Source organism: Alteraurantiacibacter aestuarii (genome assembly GCF_039523595.1).
GTDB classification, from domain to species: Bacteria; Pseudomonadota; Alphaproteobacteria; order Sphingomonadales; family Sphingomonadaceae; genus Alteraurantiacibacter; species Alteraurantiacibacter aestuarii.
Map to the genome: position 1 here is coordinate 1,619,439 of NZ_BAAAFP010000002.1, position 22,243 is coordinate 1,641,681.

Sequence of the window (22,243 nt, forward strand, 5' to 3'; positions counted from 1 at the left end):
AACCGGCGCTCTAGCGCACGGTATTCCAGCTCTTGGACAGCAGGCCCGCGCAGTTTATCACTCCTACCAGCGAGTAGGTTTGCGGGAAGTTGCCCCACAATTCGCCGGTTTCGAAGTCCATATCCTCGGACAACAGACCAGAGGCCGTGCGGTGCCCTAGCATGGTGCAGAACAATTCGCGCGCCTCGTCCTTGCGTCCGCACAGCGCCAGCGCCTCGATCAGCCAGAAAGTGCAGATGTTGAACGCGGTTTCCGGCGCGCCGAAATCATCCTCCGCGGCATAGCGCAGCATATGCTCGCCGCGCCGCAGATCGCGCTCCACCTGACGGAAGGTGGACTGGAAGCGCTCGTCATCAGGCTCGATAAAACGCAGCTCCAGCAATTGCAGCAGGCTGGCATCGAGGTAATCGCTTTCGAAACTGGCGCCGTAGTGCCCGCCTTCGTCGTTCTCGACCCAGGCTTCCTTGTCGATTGTCTCACGCACGATATCGGCCCGGTCGCGCCAGAACTTGGCCCGGTCCGCCTTGCCCAGATATTCCGCCACGGTGGAGAGGCGGTCGCAGGCGGCCCAGCTCATCACCGCAGAATAGGTGTGCACTTCCTTGCGGGTGCGGAATTCCCACAGGCCGGCATCGGGCTGGTCATGCATCTGCCAGGCGGTCTCACCCACCTGCTCCAGCGATTCAAAATCGGTATCCCCGGCAATGCGCAAAAGACGTTTGTCGAGGAAACCCTGCACCGTGGGCAGCACGATCTGGCCATAGCAATCGTGCTGGATCTGCTTGTAGGCCGCATTGCCCACGCGCACCGGCCCGGTGTTGCGATAACCGGCCAGGTAAGGCGCGGTCGTCTCATCCAGTTCGGCCACGCCCATCACCGAATAGAGCGGCTGGATCTGCCCGCCCTTGGCGTTGTCCACGATGTTGCGCAGATAGGCGAGATAGTTCTCCAGCACGTCCAGCGCGCCCAGCCGGTTCAGCGCCTGCACGGTGTAATAGGAATCGCGGATCCAGCAGTAGCGATAGTCCCAGTTGCGCTCACTTCCGGGCGCTTCGGGGATCGAGGTTGTCAGCGCAGCGACAATCGCGCCCGTCTCCTCATGCTGGCACAATTTCAGCGTGATGGCGCAGCGGATCACCTCCTCCTGCCATTCAAACGGCGTTGCCAGACTGCGCACCCACAGTTGCCAGTATTTCTTGGTATTGGCCTCCATCCGCCTGACTTCGCTGCGGATATTGCCGCTGAACGGCTCATCTGGTCCAAGGAAGAAATGCTGGTCGGTCTCTACCCGGTAGGTGCGCTGGTCGAGCACGTAGCCGATCGGCGCATCGGTGGTGAGACGCAGTGCCTGCCCGGTGGTGAGGTAGCGGATATGGTTGGTGCCATTGGTGGTTTCCGCCACGCTGGCACCATAATCGCGCATCGGCTTGAGCGTCACTTTCATCCGCGGAGCGCCGGCAACCGGGCGCACGATGCGGATGAAGGCCACCGGGCGGTACATCCGGCCGGACCGTTCGAAACGCGGGCAGAAATCGGAAATTTCGACCGCGCTGCCGTCCTCGGCCTCAAGCCTTGTGATCAGGATCGGGGTGTTGCGGACATAATGCTGGGTGGCAGAAACCTGACCCTCCAGCTCGAACCGCCAGACGCCGACATTGGCCGCGTCGCCATTGATCAGCGAACAAAAGGCCGGATCGCCATCCACCCGCGGCACGCAGCCCCACACCAGACCGGCGCGCGTGTCCATCAGGCCGGAAACCTGGCAATTGCCGACCGGCCACAGTTCCAGATCGGGCTGGCTTTGCCCCTTGCCGAGCGCGTTCACAGGCCGAGCCATTGATAGAGCTGCGCAGGGTCTGCAAGGCGATATTGCGCCAGTGTGGGTTCACGATCACCAATCAAAATGCCGGTTCCTCCGAATTCGAGCACGGCGGCAAAGCCGTCCTCATCTGTCACATCATCGCCGATAAACAGCGGCCGAGAGCCTGCGAACATATCATCCTGCATGAAGGCGCGCACCGCCCCGCCCTTGTCCGCGCCGGGATGGACCAGTTCGATCACGCATTTGCCGCGTTTGAGCAGCAACTGGTGCCTGCCCGCCAGATCCTGCGCGAAGGCCAGCCCCTGCCCTTCCAGCTCTGGCCGGGCGCGATAATGCAGCGCGGCACCGTGCGGCTTGCTCTCCAGCGAAAAGCCGTTGGCACAGGCGAAAGCCTGCAATTCGTCGCTGACCGAGCGGGGAAACGCCAGCGGTTGCCCGCCCAGCGGCGTGCCATCGGGCAGGCGGCGATCGATGCCGTGCGATCCGGCGCGGGCAATCTGCAACGGGCCAAGATGGCTCTCTATATCCGCAATGCCCCTGCCGCTTATCAGCCCCAGCCGCCCTTCCAGCCGCGCGGCGAGATCATGCAGCCTTGCTGCGAGAGCTTGGGGAACCTCAATCGCGTCAGGCGTGGGGGCAATCTCCACCAGAGTGCCATCAAAATCCAGGAACAAGGCGAGCGGTCCGTTGCCGAGCATTGCGCTCAGGCCGGGGGGTGGTGGGAGGACGTTCGCTCCTGTCATTGCTGCATTGCAATAAAGACCATGCGGCGATGGTCAATGCGCGATGGTGCCGCAGGCCGGAAAATTACGCCCGAGAGCCCATAAATGCGCTTTTCGAAAATATACTGAGGGATTTCACTGATGCCGTCCTTCAAATCATCCGCGCAACGTGGTTAAGCATGGCGATGATCCTGTTCGGAATAAGATCGCCACTGATCGTAGAAATCGAGGAAACGCTGATCCGGTGTGGCATTGCCATTTCCGCCGCCGTCAGCGTGAACGATACGCCGCGCATGCTGGACCGAAGCCGCATTGTCGATCTGCGGGACTTCGCTGCCCCGCCAGGCGGGCGCTTCATCGCCTGCGCCTTTTCTCCGCACCGACGCGGCGAATTGATAGAGCAGGCCCGCGCGCTGGGGCTGGAGCTGGCGCAGGCGCTGATCGATCCCACCGCCATCCTGCCGCAGTCTGCACGGATCGGCGAAGGCAGCTTCATCAATGCCGGCGCGGTGATCGGCGGGGCGACCATCATCGGTGAAGCCGTGCTGGTCAATCGCGCGGCATCTGTTGGCCATCACGTGCTGTTGGGAGACCGCGTCAGCATCGGCCCCGGCGCAACGCTGGCGGGAGACATTCGCGTGGGCGAAAACAGCGTGATCGGTGCTGGTGCCACGGTGCAGCCCGATGTGCGGATTGGTGCCAACTCCATCGTCTCTGCCGGAGCGGTGGTGCGCAAGAACGTGCCCGATAACTGCATCGTCGCGGGCAATCCGGCGGTTGCCAAGCCGTTCAAGCCGCGCGCCTCCAGCCTGCAAATCACCGGAGGGGAGTGATGCAGGGCAATTGCGCCAGCATGTGGCAGGCGATTTGCGATGGCGGACGGCGGCCCTTTCTGCTGTCTCCGTACGGCGACCACAATTATGCCGCACTGAGGGACGCGATAGGCCGCTGGCTGGCGCTGTTTGACGGAGCGGGAATGGCAGCGGGCGAACGGGTGGTAATCCGCACCACCAATGAATTTGCCGCCATATCCAGCTTCATGGCCGCGCTGCTGGATGGCAAGGTGCCGGTCAATCTGGCAACCGATACGCCGCAGCCACGGCTGGAGGCGATCATTGCCGCAGTGGAGCCGAAATGCCTCATCCATGATGGCGAGCAGCCCGCAACCGGACTGCTTACCGGGCTTCCACCGGCACTGTTCCAGTTCAGCACGCATGCGGCGGCCCAATCTGCACCGAAGCCGGGCGTGCTGGCGCGACTAGCCGGGCGCGCATCGCCAGCTTCTCCGGGCCTGCCCCCCTCCCCAGCAATGCGCGAACCTGCGCTGCCCGAAGATACCGCCAGCCTTGCCTATTTGCTGTTCACGTCGGGCACCACGGCGGAGCCGAGCGGTGTGCAGATCACCAGCGGCAACCTGTTCGCCAATCTTGCCACGCTGACGCGGCTGTTCGCCTATGACAGGCACTCGCGCATCTTCAATGACATGATCCTGGCCCACGCCGACGGCATGATCCAGGGGCCGGTGCTGGCCGCCCTGAATGGCAGCACCATTATCCGCGCTGGCGGATTTTCGCTGGTGGGCATGGAGCAATGGCTGGCGCAGGTGCGTGCGCGGCGCGCCACCCATTTCATCACCGTTCCCACGATCTGGGCGATGGTGGACGCCTATGGCGCGCATGACGATTATTTCGACGCGCCCGAACTTGCATCGCTGCAATCGGTGGCGGCCAAGTTGCCGGAGGATTTGTGGGCGCGGCTGGAGCAGCGCTTTGGCCATCCCCTTGCCAACCATTACGGCCTGACCGAAACGGTCGCCAGCGCGCTCTACGCCGGACCGCACGATGAAATGGGACCGCGCGGCACAATTGGAAAGCCCGTCGATTGTGAGGCGCGGATTGATCCTGCATCGGGCAGCGAGGGCGAATTGCAGCTGCGCGGAGACAATATCTTCCCCGGCTATTGGCGCAATGATGCCCGCACCAGCGCCAGCTTCACCGCCGATGGTTGGCTGAAAACCGGCGATCTGGCCCGCCGCAACGATGATGGCAGCTATGCCATGACCGGGCGGCTCAAGAACATCATCATGTCTGGCGGATTCCTGATCCGGCCAGAGGAAATTGACGAGGTCATGCTCAAACATGCTGCCGTTCGCGAGTGCGTGAGCGTGGCGCTGGACGATGCCACATTCGGAGAGATCGCCGCCAGCATGGTGGTGGTGGAAGGTGACGCTTCGATCGATGATCTGTTCGATCACGCCCGCCGACACCTGGAAGCGCAAAAGGTCCCGCGCCGCATATCCATCGCCAGCTCCATTGCGCGCGGCATATCCGGCAAGCCGCAACTGGCAACCATCAGGCAGCAGTTGCTGGCCGAGGCTGGCCAGGATCAAACGGCAAGCGACCCGCAACAGGCCACTCGGCAGGACCTGGAAGAGGCCGTGATCGCCATGGCCAGCGACGTCTTCCGCCAGCCTGCACAAGGCCTGACATTGCGCTCCGGACCCGATCAGGTGGCAGGCTGGGACAGTTTTTCACAATTGAGCCTGATCCTGGAGGCAGAAAAGCACTTCGCCATAACCATTCCCGCAGCCCGCATTGCCGGGATTGCAACGCTGGGTGACCTTCACCGCGCCATTGCAGAGCTGGCAGGTTGAGCGCGACGTGGCGCATGGTACTGTGCTGGCTCGCCTGCGCGGTGATGCTGGCGCTGATGGCTGGCTGGGCGAACAAGCCTGCGCCGCGTGCACCGTTCGATTTTTCCGGCGCAGACATCGCCGTAATCGGCGGCTCGCTGACAATGTACGGCATCCCCGCCAGCGATGACGGCAAGGTTGCACTGCTGGCCGACGGGCGCAGCCATGTGCGCGTGGGATTGAGCGATCCGCTGCCCGAAGAGATCGAGGACCTGGTCGAACAGGCGCTGGATGGCAAAGTGCAGACGATCCTGCTGGAAGTGCGCCCGTTCATTTTTGTGCTGCGCAATCAGCAGGATCGTCAATTATGCAACGACCTGCTTTGCGAATCGCTTCTGGGTATTCGCCGCCTTCGCAACAACTTCAGGGACTGGTATCGCGGCCTGCTGGGGCGGCCCAGCAATTACGCCATGAGGTTGAAGCGGGGCACGGAATTTCCGATCGGGCTGGACGAACCCTTCACCGTGCAGGAGCCGCTGGAGCAGGTCTATCCGGTCATCTTCCTAGAGCGCGAGCCGAGCCAGCGTATGCAGGATCTGGTGCGCAGGGCTACAGAACAGGAAACGCGGATCATTCTGTACCAGCCGCCCCGTTCACCCATGGCGCAGGCCTATCTGGAATTGGGCCAGAATGCCGAAATCAGCAACCGCAGCGCCTATTACGCAAGGCGGTTGCAGCTGCCCTTGTTCGATCCCGATATCGAATGGAGCAATGATGATTTCGTCGACCGTGCCCATCTGGGCGCCAGCGGCAGGGCCAAGCTGGTGGCAGCCTTGCGCCAGTGGTGGGCCGATACCGGTATGAGCGCATCATGAGCGCGTCGGTTGTCCAGCTGCTTGCGCTGTGCCTGCTGGCCGTGCCCTTGTCATGGGTGGTTCCGCGTGCATGGGCGCTGGATGCGGTGGCGCTGTTCACCGCGCTGGCGATTGCCGCCTTTTCGCCCGCAACGGTGGCCTGGCTGCTGGCCTCCACGATGCTAGTCCATGCTGCGATGCGGCTTGGCAATGCTGCGCAAAACAAGGGCCTGTTCGCCGGCATGACCGTTGTGCTGCTGCTGGTGGGGTTCGTTTTCAGCGAATTTGAACACGGACTGGTGTGGATCGGGGTCAGCTTCTTCACCCTGCGCCAGCTGCATGTTCTGGGCGACTGGTGGACGGGCAAGCTCGATCCGCCATCGCTGCGCAATCTTGTGCGCTACCAGTTCTTTCTGCCCGTGATGCTGGTGGGCCCCATTCATCGTTACCAGAATTTTGAGCGGCAGGCACAGCGCCGCCGTTTTGATGCAGGCGATCTGTTCAGCGGGCTGGAGCGGTGCCTGATCGGCGCATTCATGGCCTATTTCATCGGCGGGGTGGTCTGGGGCGAGGTGCAGCTGAACTTGACGCATCGCCTGCTGGCGCCCGAACAGTTCACCACATCATGGCTGCTTTCCGCCGTCAGCTGGATGCAGCTGTATTTCGTTTTTGCCGGGCTTACCTCCATCGCACTTGGCACCAGCCTGATGATGGGCATGAAGCTGGAAGAGAACTTCCGCCAGCCTTGGCGTGCCACCAGCCTGCTGGATTTCTGGACCCGCTGGCACATCAGCCTGACAGACTGGAGCCGCGACTATGCCTATCGCCCGGTCATGGCCCTCACCCGCAGCCCGATAGCCGGCGTGATCGCGGCCATGCTGGTGATCGGCCTGTGGCACGAACTGTCGGTCTATTACGTGCTGTGGTCCTTCTGGCAGGCGCTGGGCATTATCGGATCGCGATTTGCGGGCAGATTCCTGCCGCTGGATCGCCTGCCTGTGCCCTTGCTGCGCCTGATCATATCGCTGGGAATACTGGGCTGGCTATCGCTCGCCCGCCCGGTCATCACTCTACTGTTGGGAATTGCCGATGACGCCGCTTTATCGCCATTTTGAAGCCCTGCTCCCCGCACCTCTGGTCTGGCCAGCGCTGTGCCTGGCCTATTTTGCCATGATGGTAGCGATCCTGCTGTTCGAACAGCGGGTGGAGAGTTCCATCATCTATATCGATTTCCATTCCTGACATGGACCCAGCACCGCTCAACATACTGGTGCTCGGCGCGTCCTACGGCCTGTTGCCGGGGATCAAGCTGGCAATGGCGGGACACGTCGTGACCTTCGTCGGCCGCGCGCAGGAAATCGCGCAGATGGCCGCTGAAGATCTGGTGCTGCACATCGGCGATCGCCGGTCGGGCGAGATGATCGAAATGCGTACCGGCAATGCTGCTTTCACCACGCCCGAACAGGCCGATCCCTCGCTGGCGGACATGGTGATACTGGCGATGCAGGAACCGCAATGCGCCGCCCCCAACGTGGCTGATCTGATCCGTCGCATCGCGGCAGCTGGCAAACCCTGCCTCTCCATCATGAACCTGCCCCCGCCGCCTTTTCTGGCGCAGCTGGGAATTGGCGGCGCGGCGCTGGAAGGCGTGTATTCCAGCGCAGACGCATGGTCGGGATTTGACCCGTCTTGCATGAGCAATTCCAGCCCCGACCCCCAAGCGCTGCGGATGGACCCATCGCGCCCGGGAGAGCTGAGCGTCACCCTCGCCTCCAACTTCAAGGCAGCACCCTTTGCCCGCGATGAGGACCAACAACTGCTTCTGCGTCTGGCGCGCGACATGTCGCGGGTGAAGGTGATGGTCGATGGCCGGATGAAGGCCCCGCCAGTGCGCCTGCTGGCGCATTCCTCTGCCTTCATTCCGCTGGCCAAATGGCCCATGCTGATCGCCGGCAACTGCCGCTGCGTGATGCCCGGCGGCATGCGGTCGATTGCCGATGCCGTGCTGACCGACCGCGTCCGGACCGAGCAGATCTATGACGCGGTCTCGCAGCTTGTCATCGCCCTTGGCGCCCCTGAAGCGATACTGGTACCCTTCAGCGCCTATGCCAGCGCCGCGCAGCATCTGGTGCGTCCATCCTCCGCTGCGCGGGCGCTGGAAGGCGGCGCAACGCAGATCGAGCGGATAGACCTGCTGGTGCTGCAATTGATGCGTCAGGCCGGGCTGGACAGCTCTGGCGTGGAGCCGATTGTCGACCTGATTGAGGAGAGGCTTGCGGCCAACCGCCAGCAGATTTGACCCAGCGCAACGACTACGGCCCGCACGCGCGCCACACAGCCATCAACGTTCAGACGGAGATGGCCGATGCCACCCTTTTCCAGACTTGTCGCCGAAGGCAAGCGCACCATTCCCGGAACCATCGTGTTCGATGGTGATGCAGCGCAGGGCGGCTATCCGCTCAATGCCATGTGCTATTCCTTCAACAACGCCGAAAACCGCAAGGCCTTCGCCGCCGATGAGGAGGCCTATATGGACCGCTTCTCGCTCAGCGAAGCGCAGCGTAATGCCGTGCGCCAGCGCAATGTGCTGGGCATGCTGGAGGCAGGCGGCAACGTCTATTACCTGGCCAAGCTGGCCGGGATTCTCGGCCTCAATGTCCAGCAGCTGGGTGCCTTGCAGACCGGCATGGAACTGGAAGATTTCAAGGCCGGGCTGATGGCCCATGCAATGACCGAGAGCCACGTGGCCGATACGGGGATGTCATCATGAGCGATATCTGCGGCGGCATCTTCACCAGCCATGTTCCCGGCATCGGCAACGCCATTGCCAAGGGCCTTCAGCAGGACCCCTACTGGAAGCCGTTCTTTGACGGGTTCATCCCCGTGCATGCGTGGCTGGAACGCGAAAAGCCCGATGTGGCGGTGGTCTTCTACAACGATCACGGGCTCAACTTCTTCCTCGACAAGATGCCCACTTTCGCCATCGGCGCCGCGCCCGAATACCGGCATGAGGATGAAGGCTGGGGCATCGCGTTTGAGCGTCCCTATCCCGGCCAGCCGGACCTTTCCTGGCACATCATCGAACAGGTGGTGGCCAGCGAATTTGATCCGGTGACCTGCCAGTCCATGCTGGTGGATCACGCCGTGGCCGTGCCGTTCGAACTGTGCTGGCCGGGCAAGGATGCCTTTCCGGTCACTCTGGTGCCGATCGCCATCAACACCGTGCAGCACCCCCTGCCCAGCCCCAAGCGCTGCTTTGACCTGGGCCGCGCCGTGGGCCGGGCGATCCGGTCATGGGGCGGCGATGAGAAGGTGGTGATATTCGGCACCGGCGGCCTGTCGCACCAGCTGGAAGGCGAGCGCGCGGGCCATATCAACAGCGATTACGACAAGTTCTGCCTGCGCAACCTTGCCCCCGATCCCGAGGCGCTGTTGCAGCATGACACGCTGGATATTGTCGAACTGGCGGGCAGCCAGGGCGTGGAAATCCTCAACTGGATTGCCGCGCGCGGCGCTCTGCTCGGATCGGTGCGCGAACTGGCCAGCAATTATCACGTGCCGATCTCCAACACAGCCGCAGCCACCGTGCTGCTGGAAAACAGCGAGACAGTGCGCGCCTGAACAACAGGGCACACAAGACAGGGAAAAGGGAAGTCTGACATGGTGCATTTTCCGCAGGATGGGATTTATCAGGACGTGCTGCGCCTGGTCCGCCTGGAAGGCGACATTGGCGATCTGGAAATAGAGGGCGATGTGCCCGCCGAAATGGACGGCGCCTTTTACCGCGTCCATCCCGATCCCCAGTTCGCCCCGCGCAAGGCGGGCGACCAGTTCTTCAACGGCGATGGCATGGTCACCATGTTCCGCGTGCATGACGGAAAGATCAGCTTCAGGCAGCGCTATGCCAAGACCGACAAGTGGAAGCTGGAGAATGAAGCCGGACACGCGCTGTTCGGCTCCTACCGCAATCCGTTGACCGATGATCCATCTGTGAAGGGCGCATATCGGGGCACTGCCAACACCAATGTTCTGGTGTTCAATGACAAGCTGCTGGCGATGAAGGAAGACAGCCCCTGCCTGGTGATGGACAAGCTGTCGCTGGAAACCGACGGCTACACGGATTTTTCCGGCGAGCTGCCGCTGCGCACATTCGGTGCCCATCCCAAGATTGACGCTGCAACGGGCAATCTGTGCAACATCAGCTATGCCTCCAAAGGCGATCTGAGCCGCGACGTCACCTATTTCGAGATCGACCGGGATGGCCATGTGGTGGCCCGTGCCGAATTCGAAGTGCCCTATTACACCATGCTCCACGATTTCTGCATCGCGAATGACTACATCGTCATCCCGGTGTCACCCTACAGCTCCGACATGAGCGTGCTGGAGCAGGACCGGCCGCATTTCTATTACGACCGCGCTCTGCCCTCCTACATCGGCGTGATGCGCCGGGACAGCGACGGCAGCGACATGCGCTGGTTCAAGCATGAGCCGGGATCGTGCAGCTGCCACGTGATGAATGCCTTCAAGGAAGGGTCGAAAATCCATCTCGACACGCCGGTTTCGAAGATCGGCAGCCTGCCCTTCTTCCCGGACAAGGACGGCGCGCCGTTCGATCCCGCGCTGGCGATGACAGAGCTTTCGCGCATCACCGTGGACCTTTCCTCCAACAGCGACGAGGTGGAGAGCATCACCCGGCTGGGCGATGCCCCGGGCGAATTTCCGCGCATTGATGACCGGATGGCCGGCAAGCCATACCGCCACGGCTGGATGATCACCTATTCACTGGAAAAGCCCTATAACGGCCCGCCCGGACCCTTTGCCGGCGTGATCAATACGCTGACCCATTTCGATCTCGAGACCGGGCAGGAACAAAGCTGGTGGTGCGGGCCTGACGGATCGATCCAGGAACCCTGCTTCATCCCCCGCAATGCCGATGCGGCAGAGGGCGATGGCTGGCTGGTCGCGCTGGTGGACGATCATGTCCACAACTACTCCGACCTGTGCATTTTTGATGCGTGCGATGTGGCCAAGGGTCCGGTTGCGCGCGCCAAACTCCCCATTCGCTTGCGCCAGGGGCTTCACGGCAACTGGGCTGCGGCGGACATGCTGGCGGCATAGCGCGCCAGTTCCATCCCGACCCAACAACTAAGGGGTGGTTCGCAGCTAGCGAACCACCCCTGTTTTTGTGTGAGCAATAACGTTCAGACTGCGGAGCTGAAGCGGCGCGGGGATTGTCCCCGGTAAGGGTCAATCGCAGCGGCAATGCTGCGTGTGTATGGCAGCGCATGGCTGGCGATCACCAGCATGTTGCCGCCTTCCAGCCGGGCCAGTGCCGGTTCCAGATAAGGCCGCAGCCGGTCGAGCGAATCTGCAAGGATATCCGCCGCGATCCGGGCGCGGCCACGGCACAGCAGTTCCTCCACAATCGCGCCGCGGCGCCGGTCATCCACGCTGCGCTCCTTGCCAAGCGCAGTGGGCAGCTGCGCCTGCGAAAGCAGCATGCGATAACGTCCCGCATTCTTTTCATTCTGGACCAACAGGTCCGGGAAGGAGGAGATTGCCGACGCGCCAAGGCCAATCAGCACATCGGCCTGATCATCGGTGAAGCCCTGGAAATTGCGGCGCAGATCGCCCGCTTCCATCGCACGCGCCAGCGGATCACCGGGCAGAGCGAAATGATCGAAGCCGACGGGCGAATATCCGGCCTCAACCAGCTGGCTATATCCGCTGCGGGCCATCGCAAAGCGCGCCTCGGGGCCCGGCAGATCGGTTGCATCAATCCGCCGCTGGCGCGGCAGCATGTGCGGCACGTGGGCATAGCCGAACAGCGCAATCCGGTCCGCGCCATAGTGCGTGGCCCGCTCCAGCGTCTGCGCAAGGTCTTCCTCGCTCTGGCCCGGAAGCCCGTACATCAGATCGAAGTTGAGCGAGGTGATGCCTGCTTCGCGCAGCAGGCTGACCGATTTCTCGATCATCGCTTCTGGCTGCACGCGGCCAATCTTTTCCTGCAGATGAGGGGCAAATGTCTGCACGCCAAGGCTGGCATGGCTGGCGCCCACGGCGGTGAGCACAGGTCCCCAGCCGCTGGTGAGCGTGCGCGGGTCCAGCTCTATCGACAGCAGCGGATCGTGCAGCGGGAACGCCAGCACCAGCGCATCGTAAAGGCGCACGAAATCAACCGGTGAAATGGCATTGGGGCTGCCCCCGCCAAAAGCAATGCGCCGCACGCGCGCCCCGGCTGGCAGCATGGCGCCGACCATCTTGATCTCCTGATGCAGGGCATCGAGGTAGCTGGTCAGCCTTTGCGCGCGATTGGCGGCGGCGGTGTTGCATCCGCAATACCAGCAGATCTTCTCGCAGAAGGGGATGTGCACATACAGTGAGATATCGCCCGTTGCCGTGCTGATCGCATCACCATGGCGGCGCTGCGAAATGTCAGGCGCAAACTCGGCTGCGGTGGGAAAACTGGTGTACCGCGGTACGGGCGTTTCCAGGAGCTTGGGATGATAAGGCCACATGCGAGCCTATATCGCCCGGCACCTGCGCCGGTTCATTGCCGTGGATCAATTTGCCTGCGTTTGGAGCTGCCCCGGCACCCTTTTGCGCAGCACGGCGTGGTCGCCGCACCGGGAAGCGGTGATGCGCCGCGATCGCGCGCAACGTTCACGCTTCCGCCCCCGCACAGCGCCAGGGCGATGAATTCGCTGCCCTGTTCCAGCGGCAGCGGACCCAGCATGGCGGGCAGCATGGCCAATGCGGCGAGCAAAGCGGTCAGGCTCACAGCGGGGCATCCTCGTCATCGTCCATCAGAATGCGCGATGCCGCACCATCGGGATCATCCAGCTGGCCATTGCGCATGGCCCAGAAAAAGGCGGCCAGACCGATCAGGCCCAGAAAAAGGGCAATCGGCAGCAGGATCAGCACACCGTTCATCGCGCCGCCCTGACCAGCCGCAGCGAATTGGCGACCACGATCAGCGAGCTGGCGGACATGGCAATGGCGGCCACCAGCGGCGTGACCATCCCGGCCAGCGCCAGCGGCACGGCCAGCACATTATAGGCAATGGCGAGTGCGAAATTCTGCTTCACCACGCGCATGGTGGCCCGCGATGCCCGCACCGCGCGCGGAATGGCGAGCAGCGATTCCTGCACGAATACCATGTCTGCCGCCTGCATCCCCACATCGCTGGCACTGCCAGGTGCGATGGAGGCATTGGCGGCGGCCAGTGCGGGGCCGTCATTCAGACCATCGCCCACCATCAGCACCTGTTGTCCCGCCTTCTGCAGGCGTTCAATGGTTTCCTGTTTGGCCGCAGGGGAAGCCCCGGCCTGCCCGGTCAGCCCTGTCTGGCGCGCGGCCACGGCCACCGCATCGGCATTGTCGCCGGAAATGATAGAGCTGGAAATGCCCAGCCTGCCGAGTTCCTCAATGGCCAGGCGGGCATGATCGCGCAGCTGGTCAGCAAAGGGGATCAGCCGGACTGGCCGTCCCTCAATCACCAGCGCCACAGCCGTGCTTGTCGACCCTTCGGGGCGGCGCAGCTGAGCCTTCCTGCCCTGCCAGGTTCCCGCCATGCCGGTGCCCGCAACCTCCGTCACATCGTCCAGAGCGGCGGGCGTTACCCCGCGCGCCATCAGCGCTTCGGCCAGCGCGCGCGAGAGCGGGTGACGGCTGTTGGACGCCAGCGCCAGCGCGATCCGCGCATCTTCGGGCGTCATCGCATCAAGTGCGGGCCTGTCCGGCGTCGGCCTGCCCAATGTCAGCGTTCCGGTCTTGTCGAACAGCGCGCGGTTCACGCTGGCCATGCGTTCCAGCGCAGAGCCATCCTTGACCATGATCCCGGCGCGCAGCAGCGATCCACTGGCCACAACCTGCGCCACCGGCACGGCCAGACCCAGCGCGCAAGGGCAGGTGATGATCAGCACGGCCACGCCGATCACCAGCGCCTGATACAGCGAGGCTCCGGCAATCAGCCAGCCAATCACCGCCAATGCGGCGAGCGAATGGACCGCCGGTGCATAGAGCCGCGCGGCGCGGTCTGCGATGCGCACATAGCGGCTGCGGTTCTGCGTGCTGGCTTCCATCAGCCGGGCGATCTCCGCCAGCGTGGTATCGTGCCCTGCGTGGCTTACCCGCACATCCACCGGCGCGTGCAGGTTGAGCGTGCCGGCCAGCACCTCCTCTCCCTGAATGCGGGCGACCGGCGTGGTTTCGCCGGTCAGAAGAGATTGGTCAAAGCTGCTTGATCCGGCCACGATTTCACCGTCGGCGGCCAGCCGCTCACCCACGGCAACGCGCATCACCATGCCCGGCTCCAGCGCTTCGGACGCCGTCCATGCCAGCGCTCCGCCCTCGCCCAGCACCAGAGCGCCGGGCGCTGCCTGGCCCAGCATGGCATCAATCGCCCCGCGCGCCCGGTCGCGCATCATCGCATCGAGCACACGGCCCGCCAGCAGGAAGGCCAGCAGCATCAGCGCGCCATCGAACCACGCATGCTCGCCGCCTGTCACCACTTCATACAGGCTGAGCCCGCAGGCGATAATCACGCCGAGCGAGATCGGCACATCCATGTTGGTGGTGCCGTGCTTCACGGCGCTCCACGCAGACTTGAAGAAGGGCCGCCCGGCATAGGCCACCGCAGGCAGTGCGATCAGCGCCGACAGCCAGTGGAACAGATCGCGCGTCGATCCTTCCGCGCCCGACCACACGCTGACCGAAAGCAGCATGATGTTCATGCCCGCAAATGCCGCCACGGCGAGCGGGCCGAGCAGCGGCTTTACGGCCGAGAACGGCTTGCCCACCTGCTTGGGCCGCCGCTTCGATTCAAAGCCGAGCCTGGCCAGTTCCTCCACCAGCGCCTGATCGTCCAGCGCCGGATCATGGGTAACGGTGACCATGCGCGAGGTCAGGTTGACGCGCGCGCCTGTCACCTGCGGCAAGGCGCATAATCCACGCTCGATCTTGCTCATGCAGCCTGCGCAATGGGCCGTCGGTACAGCAAAAACGCTGGTCTCAAGTTCAGGGGAGAGACGTTCCGATGCGCTCACTGCAACTGTTCTTCATGGCGCCACTGGCTGTCACCTGAAGACAATTGCAGGCGCAAGGTCCAGCGTCCGGCAGGCAGTTCCGTGCGAGAGCGATAGTGGCCCGGCGCAACGCGATCGAACACCATCTCCCGGTCCGGAAGGCGGCCCAGCGGATGGCGTGCGTTGGCGCTGATCACCAGCGGATCGGGTGCGCCGGTCACATCCAGCGTGACGGCCGAGCCATCCTGCCAACCGACCGAGACATCCCAGCCCAGCGCGGCCTGGCTTTCCGCCTGATCCAGCCAGCCGTTGAATTCCTGGCTGGCGACATAGGAATTTTCCACCACCACGCCGCCAAAGCTGGAACGGGCGACGGCTGCCATGGTGAAATTGACCGCGATCACCACGCCGAAAAACGCCACCATCATGCCCAGCATGTGCCACCCTGTGAACGGTCGATCCATCAGCTGTCTCCCGGTGTGGTGAAGTGCGTTTCCACAGTATCGCTCTCGGCCTCTTCATCAAGAGCGGTCACGGTGAAGTTGAAATCCTGCGCCGCCAGATCTGGCGGGGCGATGACATACAGACGCAGGCTGCGCGTGACATCGGCGGAAACCGGCACGTCAATCTGCCGCGCGGCATTGTCCGTGCTCATGTCCTCGGTCCACATGGTGGCACCGGGAAGCCCGTCTATGGCAATGCGCATGGTACGCGGGCGGGCCTGCATGTTGCGCAGCTTGATCGTATAATTGTTACGCACGCTGCCATCACGCATCATCGTGAAGGCGGGATTGCGATCCGGGGCCGCGCTGATCGTGGTATGGCTGCGCGTGCCAAGGGCGAACAACAGGCCGATGCCGATACCCGACCAGACGATGAAGTACACGATGGTCCGCGGGTTCATCAGCGCCTTGTAGGCCGGGCGCGGCTCTCCGCCCGCTTCCTCTCGCGTGGCATCTTCCAGCGTGATGTAATCGATCAGTCCGCGCGGACGCCCCACATCCTTCATCGCCCGGTCGCAGGCATCGATGCACAGGCCGCAGGTGATGCAGGAAATGTCCGGTCCCTTGCGGATATCCCATCCGGTGGGACACACCGCAACGCACTGGTTGCAATCTATGCAGTCACCAACTTCGCCGGGGTTTTTCTGCGCCTTTTTCAGGCTGCCACGCGGTTCTCCGCGCCAGTCCTTGTAAGTTACCAGCAGCGACTGTTCGTCCATCATCGCGCTCTGGATGCGCGGCCAGGGGCACATGTAGATGCACACCTGTTCGCGCATGAAGCCGCCAAAGACAAAGGTGGTCACGGTCAAGATAGCGACGGTGATATAGGCAACCGGCGCCGCCTCGCCCGCCCAGAATTCGCGCACCAGCGTGGGCGCATCGGCAAAATACATGATCCACGCACCGCCGGTCCAGAAGGCGATGATCAGATAGATCGTCCATTTGAACAGTCGGCGGCCCACCTTGCCCCAGGTCCAGGGCGCAGCTTCCAGCCGCATGCGGGCATTGCGATCACCATCGACGAAGCGGTCCACATGCTGGAACAGATCGGTCCACACCGTCTGCGGGCAGGAATAGCCGCACCATGCGCGGCCAACGGCGCTGGTCACCAGGAACAGCCCGATCCCGGCCATGATCAGCATTCCGGCCACGAAATAGAATTCCTGCGGCCAGATCTCGATATCGAACATGTAGAAGCGGCGATTGGCCAGATCGAGCAGCACGGCCTGATCGGGCGCATAGGGACCACGGTCCCAGCGGATCCACGGCGTTGCGTAATAGATCAGCAGCGTGACTGCCATGATCAGCCATTTGAACCGCCGGAACGGGCCATCAATACGCCGCGGATGGACGGATTTTCGCGCCTGGTAATCGCCAAGCGGGCTATGATGGATCAGCGGATCAGTTTTGTTCATCGACCGGAGCCACCACTGCGTCTGCCGCCGGAACCGGGGCAACCACCGCAAAGTCCTCACCGCCGCCCAGCGAGTGGACATAGGCCGCCAGCATGCGGATGGTGGCAGGATCGAGCCGTTCTCCCCACGCGGGCATCACACCATGGCGCGGCGCAAAGATCTGCGCGCGAATCTGGTCCGCACTGCTGCCGTAAAGCCAGACGGCATCGTTCAGGCTGGGCGTGCCGAACGCCCGCAACCCGCCGCCATCCGGACCGTGACAGACCGCACAATTATTGGCGAAAAGCTCCGCTCCGGCGGGATTGGCAGCGCCCTTGCCGGTGAGCGAGAGGACATGCGCCGTCACGGCGGATATCTCGTTCGCGCCCAGCAGGCCATCTCGCCCGAAAGCCGGCATCATGCTGGTGCGCGTCTGGGCATCACCGGGATGGCGAATGCCGTGGAGCAAGGTGTGTTCGATCGAAGGCAGATCGCCGCCCCACAGCCATTCATCATCGGTCAGGTTGGGAAAGCCCTCGGACCCGGCCGCATTGGCGCCGTGGCATTGCACACAGTGCACGCGGAACGCCGCTGCCCCACCAGCCACGGCCTGGTCCATCAGATCGGTGTTTTGCGGGAGCAGTTCCAGCGGAGTGGCGGCAATGGCCTGCATGATGGGGGCACGGCGTGCCTCCTCCGCACTCATTTCCTGCGCCAGCTGTCCGCGGCTGGTCCAGCCCAGCACGCCCTCGGTGCCCTTTTCCAGCAGCGGCAATGCGGGGTAAAGGATGACATAGCCCACAGCCCAGATGATGGTGGCGTAGAAGGTCCACAGCCACCAGCGGGGCAGCGGATTGTTGAGCTCCTCGATACCGTCCCATTCATGGCCGACAGTCTCGATGCCGGTGGGTTCATCGATCCGCTTATTGCCCATCGTGATCGTCCTTGAAAATCATGTTGGCCGCATCCTGATTGCGGTTTTTCGCACCCGGCCTGAACGGCCACAGCGCCAGTCCAATCCACAGCACGGCCATGGCCAGCAGGCCCCAGCTATCGGCCAGCTGGCGCAGGAATTCATAGGTTGAATGATCGCTCATCGCCCGGTTTCCCCGGCCAGAACTTCCTGCGCGGCGGCAGCGTTTACATCCACCATCGTGCCCAGCACCTGAAGGTAGGCAACCAGTGCGTCCATTTCCGTCACACGCTGCGGATCGCCATCGAAATCGCGGTGCTGCGCGCCGGGATAGCGGGTCTGCAGATCGCCAATGTCGGCATCGGGATCTGCCTGCCCCAGCAAGTCATTGCGGGCCTGCTCGATATCGATATCGGTATAGGGAACGCCCACGAACCTGAGAGCTTCGAGGTGGCCCGCTGCATCGGTGGGGTCCAGTTTTGCCTCTGCCAGAAAGCCATATTGCGGCATCACACTTACCGGCACCACGCTTTGCGGATTGATCAGATGCTGCACATGCCAGGCATCGGAATACCGTCCGCCCACGCGCGCCAGATCGGGTCCGGTGCGCTTGGAACCCCACTGGAAGGGGTGGTCATACATGCTCTCTGCGGCCAGCGAATAATGGCCATAACGTTCCACCTCGTCGCGGAACGGCCGGATCATCTGGCTGTGGCAGGTATAGCACCCCTCGCGCACATAGATGTTGCGCCCGGCCTGCTCCAGCGGAGTGTAGGGACGCATCCCGTCCACCTGCTCGATGGTGTTGTCGATCCAGAACAGCGGGGCGATTTCCACGATCCCGCCAATCGCCACGGTCACCAGGGCAAATGCACCCAGCAGCGTGACATTGCGTTCGAGCCGCTTGTGACCCGTTACTTTTTCTTCGACGGCCAGTTCAGTCATTGGTCGTCTCCTATCAGGCCGTGGCCGCGGTGAGCGGGCGATCGGCAGCGGGATTGTAAGATGCGGAATGAAGGGGCTTTTCGTCGCGTATCCGGCCGGCAATGGTGTTCCAGATATTGATCACCATGATCACCGCGCCTGCAAGATAGAGCATGCCGCCGACCGCGCGGGCCACAAACATCGGATGCATGGCCGTGACGGTTTCGGCAAAGCTGTTCACCAGATAGCCGTCAGCCCCATATTCGCGCCACATGAAGCCCTGCATACCGCCGGCGATCCACATGCTGGCGGCGTAGAACACGATCCCCAGCGTGGCGCACCAGAAGTGCCAGTTGACCATGCGCAGCGAATAGAGCCGCTCACGTCCCCACAGGCGCGGCGCCAGGTAATACAGCGCCGAGAAGGTGATCATGCCGTTCCAGCCCAGCGCGCCGGAATGAACGTGGCCAATGGTCCAGTCGGTATAATGCGACATGGAGTTGACCCACTTGATCGACATCATCGGCCCTTCGAACGTGCTCATGCCGTAGAAGGCCAGCGCCCACACCATCATGCGGATGATCGGATCGGTGCGGATCTTGTCCCATGCGCCGTTCAGCGTCATCAGGCCGTTGATCATGCCGCCCCAGCTGGGCATCCACAGCATGATCGAGAAGACCATGCCCAACGTCTGCGCCCAATCCGGCAGGGCGGTATAGTGCAGGTGGTGCGGTCCCGCCCAGATATACAGGAAGATCAGGCTCCAGAAGTGGATGATCGACAGGCGGTAGGAAAAGATCGGCCGCTCTGCCTGCTTGGGCACGAAGTAATACATCATCGCCAGGAAGCCGGCGGTAAGGAAGAAGCCCACCGCGTTGTGGCCATACCACCATTGCACCAGTGCGCCCTGCACGCCGCCGAACACGGGATAGCTGTGCGATCCCAGCAAGCTGACCGGAACATCCAGGTTATTGACGATATGCAGCATCGCAACAGTCAGGATGAAGGCGAGATAGAACCAGTTGGCCACATAGATATGCGGCTCCTTGCGCTTCATGATCGTGGCGACAAACACGATCAGATAGGCCACCCAGACTATAGTCAGCCACCAGTCGACATACCATTCAGGCTCGGCATATTCCTTCGACTGGGTGATCCCGAGCAGATAGCCGCTCGCCGCCAGAACGATGAACAGCTGGTATCCCCAGAACACGAACCGTGCGAGGCCGGGAAAGGCCAGCCGCGTGCGGCAGGTGCGCTGGACGACATAGAAGCTCGTCGCGATCAGCGCATTACCGCCAAACGCAAAGATCACCGCGCTTGTGTGCAGCGGGCGCACGCGGCCAAAATTGAGATAGGGTTCGAAGTTGAGATCGGGATAGGCCAGCTGCAACGCCAGGAACAGCCCGGCACAAAAGCCCGCTATGCCCCAGAACAGCGTGGCGATGACCCCCCAGCGAACCGGATCATCATCATAATGTGAAGGATCGGCAACCGGACGAAGCCAGCTTCCCGCCACATCCACCTTGGCGCTGAAAAGCGTCCACCAGAGCCCCACCCCGGCAGCGACCGCGACGATCGTCATCTGCGCGGCAAAGGCCGCATCGTGGGCCAGAGCCACAAGCACAATAGCGAGTATCAGCAGCATGAACCACATGCCGACACGTGTAGTTAGAGATTCCATTGACCATTTCCCCTGACGGACCAGGCGTGAGAACAAGGTCCCAATGCCGCTGGGAACCCGGAGCCTCATTGACCCTCATCAAATTGAAAATTTCAGAGCGGAGAAATTTTCAGTCGCGTTTATTGAGCTTGGTCAAAGCTTGTAATCTCCGGGGGGCGCATTGGCCAGATCACACCGTAATAATCCAGGGCTGCAAAGGGCAGCCGCTACGGTGTGACGGAGAAAAGACCATGCGCTCATATCTGCGCAATTCCATCGCCCCGCTGACCGGGGTACTTGCCCTGGCACTGACCAGCGCGATTGGTGCGAGCCCCGCCTCCGCACAGGAAGCCGGAGACTTTCAGGTCAAGGTGATGGCCACAGCCGTGCTGCCAGACGGCAAGATCACCGATGTCGCATTGCTGGGGCCGCTCCCCGCGACCACGCAGACGGCCGCGAATGACAATGTCATCCCGACCGTGGCAATCGAGTATTTCTTCACCCAGAACATCTCTCTGGAGACGATCTGCTGCGTGACCCAGCACGATGTGGACATTGTGGCAGGCCCGCTCGCCGGTGCCGAGGCCGTATCCAACGCCAGGGTGATACCCGCCACTTTCACGCTGAAGTATCACCTCAATGCCGGAGGGATCTCTCCCTACATCGGCGCTGGCCCGACCTACTTCCTGTGGATCAACGATGAACCCGGTGCCGACACCATTCCGTTGGGCGTGACCAGCCAGTCCATGAGCAATGAACTGGGCTTTGCGCTTCAGGCGGGTGTGGATGTGCCGGTCGGCAACGGACTGCTCGTATCGCTCGATGCCAAGCGCTATTTCGTGGACACCACGGCCCGCTGGTATGCCGGCAATACCAAGGTGATTGAAACCACCCACAAGCTGGACCCATGGGTTCTCAGCGCCGGTGTCGGGATGCGTTTCTGAAGCCTGACGGCGGGCTGCTGGTCAGCCCGCCATTGCCTCCAGCGCCGCGCGGTCGCAAATGCGCACCGTGCGGCGTGTGGGCAGGTCCAGAATGCCATCGCGCTTCATGCGCGTCATCTGGCGGCTCACCGTCTCGATGGTGAGGCCCAGAACGTCACCGATCTGCTGACGCGAAAACGGCAGCTCAAAATGGTCCATCGGACCGCCTTGAGGGGACTCACAGGCGGTATCGACCAGCCTTTCGGACATGTCGAGCAGGAAGGTCGCCACCTTTTCCTCGGCGCTCTTGCGCGCCAAAAGCAGCATCCAGGCGCGCGTGCGGTCCAACTCGTCCAGCGTGCGTTTGAGCAGCTTGTGTTCCAGCGCCGGATGATCGCTTGCGAACCGGTCAAAATCACTGCGGGCGAACAGGCATACCTTGGCATCTGTCAGCGCGGTGACCGAATGGTGGCTCTTGGCACCGAACGGGCGGCCAATGAAATCGGCAGGATAGACCACGCCAACAATCTGTTCGCGTCCGTCTTCGGTGCAATTGGTCAGCTTGAGAATGCCGTCGATCACATTGGCGACGAGCATCGAATCCTCGCCCTCCCAGATCAGCGGATCGCCGGCCTGCAACTGGCGCTGGCGACCAATGCCGTTGAGCGCTTCAATCTCATGGTTATCCAGAGCTGCACAAATCGCCCGGTTTCGAACCACACAAGTGTCACAACTGCTCATGCAGGCCATCTAACACGCAGATAATGGCGCAGCAATCGCAACAAGCACGATCTGGCGGATTGAATCCACAGCGGGGGTGACAGCCATCTGGCAGTATTGGCCGCGGAAAATGTGCTGAACCACGAT

23 protein-coding genes are annotated in these 22,243 nt (G+C 62.5%); 10 read left to right on the top strand and 13 right to left on the bottom strand.

All coding sequences use genetic code 11. The features are described from left to right. Positions 1-10 precede the first annotated feature (10 nt). Positions 11-1,837: a glycoside hydrolase family 15 protein gene (locus tag ABDZ98_RS11350; RefSeq protein ID WP_425543040.1), complete on the bottom strand. Its 1,827-nt coding sequence runs from the start codon at positions 1,835-1,837 to the stop codon at positions 11-13. Next, positions 1,822-2,520, bottom strand: a complete 699-nt coding sequence (gene otsB, locus ABDZ98_RS11355) for a trehalose-phosphatase (protein WP_343807870.1) — start codon at positions 2,518-2,520, stop codon at positions 1,822-1,824. The genes ABDZ98_RS11350 and otsB overlap by 16 nt, the downstream gene beginning before the upstream one ends. Before the next feature lie 209 nt (positions 2,521-2,729). Between otsB and ABDZ98_RS11360 the strand changes: the two genes are divergently transcribed. From ABDZ98_RS11360 to ABDZ98_RS11400, 9 genes are all read left to right on the top strand, one after another. Further along, on the top strand, positions 2,730-3,377 hold the full coding sequence (locus tag ABDZ98_RS11360; RefSeq protein WP_343807873.1) for an acetyltransferase: 648 nt from the start codon (positions 2,730-2,732) through the stop codon (positions 3,375-3,377). Beyond that, positions 3,377-5,197 carry an AMP-binding protein gene (locus ABDZ98_RS11365; protein WP_343807876.1) on the top strand — a complete coding sequence of 607 codons (1,821 nt, stop codon included), beginning with the start codon at positions 3,377-3,379 and terminating at the stop codon, positions 5,195-5,197. Before ABDZ98_RS11360 ends, ABDZ98_RS11365 begins: the two co-directional genes overlap by 1 nt. 14 nt (positions 5,198-5,211) lie before the next feature. Next, positions 5,212-6,051 (top strand): hypothetical protein, encoded by an 840-nt coding sequence (locus ABDZ98_RS11370; protein WP_343807879.1) that lies wholly within the window; start codon positions 5,212-5,214, stop codon positions 6,049-6,051. Continuing rightward, positions 6,048-7,145 carry an MBOAT family O-acyltransferase gene (locus ABDZ98_RS11375; RefSeq protein WP_343807882.1) on the top strand — a complete coding sequence of 366 codons (1,098 nt, stop codon included), beginning with the start codon at positions 6,048-6,050 and terminating at the stop codon, positions 7,143-7,145. The genes ABDZ98_RS11370 and ABDZ98_RS11375 overlap by 4 nt, the downstream gene beginning before the upstream one ends. Beyond that, complete coding sequence (locus ABDZ98_RS11380) at positions 7,120-7,272, top strand: hypothetical protein (protein ID WP_343807885.1); 153 nt, start codon at positions 7,120-7,122, stop codon at positions 7,270-7,272. The genes ABDZ98_RS11375 and ABDZ98_RS11380 overlap by 26 nt, the downstream gene beginning before the upstream one ends. Position 7,273: 1 nt before the next feature. Next, complete coding sequence (locus ABDZ98_RS11385) at positions 7,274-8,329, top strand: ketopantoate reductase family protein (RefSeq protein ID WP_343807888.1); 1,056 nt, start codon at positions 7,274-7,276, stop codon at positions 8,327-8,329. Positions 8,330-8,395: 66 nt separating this feature from the next. After that, entirely contained in the window at positions 8,396-8,800 is a 405-nt protein-coding gene (locus ABDZ98_RS11390; protein ID WP_343807891.1) for a protocatechuate 4,5-dioxygenase subunit alpha, read from the top strand. Next, positions 8,797-9,651: a class III extradiol dioxygenase family protein gene (locus ABDZ98_RS11395; protein ID WP_343807894.1), complete on the top strand. Its 855-nt coding sequence runs from the start codon at positions 8,797-8,799 to the stop codon at positions 9,649-9,651. The genes ABDZ98_RS11390 and ABDZ98_RS11395 overlap by 4 nt, the downstream gene beginning before the upstream one ends. Positions 9,652-9,690: 39 nt before the next feature. After that, complete coding sequence (locus tag ABDZ98_RS11400; RefSeq protein WP_343807897.1) at positions 9,691-11,148, top strand: lignostilbene-alpha,beta-dioxygenase; 1,458 nt, start codon at positions 9,691-9,693, stop codon at positions 11,146-11,148. A gap of 83 nt (positions 11,149-11,231) precedes the next feature. Here ABDZ98_RS11400 and ABDZ98_RS11405 read toward each other — a convergent pair whose 3' ends face one another. Genes ABDZ98_RS11405 through ccoN form a run of 10 tightly spaced genes read right to left on the bottom strand, consistent with a single transcriptional unit; the run spans position 11,232 to position 20,474 of the window. Next, the gene (locus ABDZ98_RS11405; RefSeq protein ID WP_343807899.1) at positions 11,232-12,548 is read right to left on the bottom strand and encodes a radical SAM protein; all 1,317 of its coding nucleotides are present in this window, start codon (positions 12,546-12,548) and stop codon (positions 11,232-11,234) included. 32 nt (positions 12,549-12,580) lie between these two features. Further along, positions 12,581-12,811: a hypothetical protein gene (locus ABDZ98_RS11410; protein WP_343807902.1), complete on the bottom strand. Its 231-nt coding sequence runs from the start codon at positions 12,809-12,811 to the stop codon at positions 12,581-12,583. Next, positions 12,808-12,963: a cbb3-type cytochrome oxidase assembly protein CcoS gene (gene ccoS, locus ABDZ98_RS11415; RefSeq protein WP_343807905.1), complete on the bottom strand. Its 156-nt coding sequence runs from the start codon at positions 12,961-12,963 to the stop codon at positions 12,808-12,810. Before ccoS ends, ABDZ98_RS11410 begins: the two co-directional genes overlap by 4 nt. Continuing rightward, a complete protein-coding gene (locus ABDZ98_RS11420) occupies positions 12,960-15,077 on the bottom strand; it encodes a heavy metal translocating P-type ATPase (protein ID WP_343807908.1) in 2,118 nt (705 codons plus the stop codon). The genes ccoS and ABDZ98_RS11420 overlap by 4 nt, the downstream gene beginning before the upstream one ends. After that, positions 15,074-15,520, bottom strand: coding sequence for a FixH family protein (locus ABDZ98_RS11425; protein WP_343807911.1), 447 nt, complete (start codon positions 15,518-15,520; stop codon positions 15,074-15,076). The genes ABDZ98_RS11420 and ABDZ98_RS11425 overlap by 4 nt, the downstream gene beginning before the upstream one ends. Next, complete coding sequence (ccoG, locus tag ABDZ98_RS11430; RefSeq protein ID WP_343807914.1) at positions 15,520-16,974, bottom strand: cytochrome c oxidase accessory protein CcoG; 1,455 nt, start codon at positions 16,972-16,974, stop codon at positions 15,520-15,522. Before ccoG ends, ABDZ98_RS11425 begins: the two co-directional genes overlap by 1 nt. Next, positions 16,961-17,887, bottom strand: a complete 927-nt coding sequence (gene ccoP / locus ABDZ98_RS11435; RefSeq protein ID WP_343807917.1) for a cytochrome-c oxidase, cbb3-type subunit III — start codon at positions 17,885-17,887, stop codon at positions 16,961-16,963. The genes ccoG and ccoP overlap by 14 nt, the downstream gene beginning before the upstream one ends. After that, positions 17,877-18,050 (bottom strand): cbb3-type cytochrome c oxidase subunit 3, encoded by a 174-nt coding sequence (locus ABDZ98_RS11440; protein WP_343807920.1) that lies wholly within the window; start codon positions 18,048-18,050, stop codon positions 17,877-17,879. Before ABDZ98_RS11440 ends, ccoP begins: the two co-directional genes overlap by 11 nt. Next, positions 18,047-18,811 carry a cytochrome-c oxidase, cbb3-type subunit II gene (gene ccoO / locus ABDZ98_RS11445; protein WP_343807923.1) on the bottom strand — a complete coding sequence of 255 codons (765 nt, stop codon included), beginning with the start codon at positions 18,809-18,811 and terminating at the stop codon, positions 18,047-18,049. The genes ABDZ98_RS11440 and ccoO overlap by 4 nt, the downstream gene beginning before the upstream one ends. Positions 18,812-18,824: 13 nt before the next feature. Continuing rightward, positions 18,825-20,474, bottom strand: coding sequence for a cytochrome-c oxidase, cbb3-type subunit I (ccoN, locus tag ABDZ98_RS11450; protein ID WP_343807926.1), 1,650 nt, complete (start codon positions 20,472-20,474; stop codon positions 18,825-18,827). A gap of 230 nt (positions 20,475-20,704) precedes the next feature. Here ccoN and ABDZ98_RS11455 point away from each other — a divergent pair, with 230 nt between their 5' ends. Further along, positions 20,705-21,397 carry an OmpW/AlkL family protein gene (locus ABDZ98_RS11455; RefSeq protein WP_343807929.1) on the top strand — a complete coding sequence of 231 codons (693 nt, stop codon included), beginning with the start codon at positions 20,705-20,707 and terminating at the stop codon, positions 21,395-21,397. A gap of 21 nt (positions 21,398-21,418) precedes the next feature. Here the strand turns inward: ABDZ98_RS11455 and ABDZ98_RS11460 are convergent, their stop codons facing one another. Continuing rightward, positions 21,419-22,117: a Crp/Fnr family transcriptional regulator gene (locus ABDZ98_RS11460; protein ID WP_343807932.1), complete on the bottom strand. Its 699-nt coding sequence runs from the start codon at positions 22,115-22,117 to the stop codon at positions 21,419-21,421. Between the last annotated feature and the right edge of the window lie 126 nt (positions 22,118-22,243).